Genomic DNA, 1,129 nt, shown 5'->3' on the forward strand with positions numbered 1-1,129 from the left:
GGTGAAAACCGAAGCCAAAAAGGCCCCGGCCAAGCCTGTAGCGAAGAAAGCGCCGGCTAAAGTGGAGCCGGTGAAAAAAGTTGCAGCCAAGTCTCCAGCCGCAACTGACGTCAAGGTGCAATAACCCTCACCAGAGCGCTGCGTCCATGCCGCGCTCTTCTTGATCCAACCCTGATATTGAGCCGAGCGTCGAACCTGTGGCGAGGGCGCTTGCTCCCGCCGGCCGGTCCGCGCTCGGGCGCAGCAGTCGTAATCCAGCCATTGCGGTTGTCCTAATGGAACTCGGTCGCGGGTTTTGGGGCCGCTGCGCGATCCAGCGCGAGCAAGCTCAGAAAAAGGGGGCAAATTTATTTTAACCGTCCCATAGTTCATGTTGAGCTTATTGTACGGGCCTACCTTACCCTCGGCTTATTATTCGAAGCCCTGTGATGTGTTCGACCTCATCCACAAAACGGGAGGTTCCCGTCAGCTGCCCGCGCTGGAGAGCAGTAGACGCAAGCAAAAGATGGACGTGATTGGTCATTAAACAGTAGGCATAAACTCTTACGCCAAATACCTCCTTTAGCTCGCGCAGATCTGCGAGGTAGTACTCGAAATCACCTGTTTCGGCGAAAACGACCTGGCGACGATGCCGAACGATTGAAGCGAACCCGCGCCAAAACCCTAGCAGTTCTGATAGTAGGCAACGTCAGAGAAAGGAACGATGCTAAAGACTCGGCTTTTTTGGACCTTGCACGGAGCTCAGTCAATGCCTACCTCAAGTCACGAAATCCCATTGTGTCACTACCGCTACGACCCGCTCGATCATCTGGTCGATTGCACCCCCTTCGAACAGGCTGCCATCCAGCGCTATTACTGCAAAACACGCCTGGCCACTGAAATACAAGGCGCGGTGCAGACCCGTATCTTCCAACATGAAGACCAGTTGCTCGCACTGCAACAGTCCGAAAGCGGCCAGCTCGATACCACCTTGCTGGCCACTGATCAACAACGCTCGGTATTGAACACACTCGACGCGACTCAGCCCAATCCCTTCGCCTACTCGCCTTACGGTCATCGCCCTCGAGGAAAAGGATTGCTCAGTTTGCTCGGGTTTAATGGCGAACGGCCGGACCCGGTGACCGGGCAT

General features: G+C 55.5%; 2 pseudogenes. One reads left to right on the plus strand and one right to left on the minus strand.

What is annotated here, in order from left to right:
• Window positions 1-493: 493 nt before the first annotated feature.
• A pseudogene (locus F8N85_RS35975) lies at window positions 494-670 on the minus strand (transposase); the annotation flags it as partial.
• Between the two features lie 78 nt (window positions 671-748).
• Between F8N85_RS35975 and F8N85_RS34375 the strand changes: the two are divergent.
• Window positions 749-1,129, plus strand: a pseudogene (locus tag F8N85_RS34375) (RHS repeat-associated core domain-containing protein); the annotation flags it as partial.

The organism is Pseudomonas fluorescens (genome assembly GCF_902497875.1).
Taxonomy (GTDB): Bacteria; Pseudomonadota; Gammaproteobacteria; order Pseudomonadales; family Pseudomonadaceae; genus Aquipseudomonas; species Aquipseudomonas fluorescens_BR.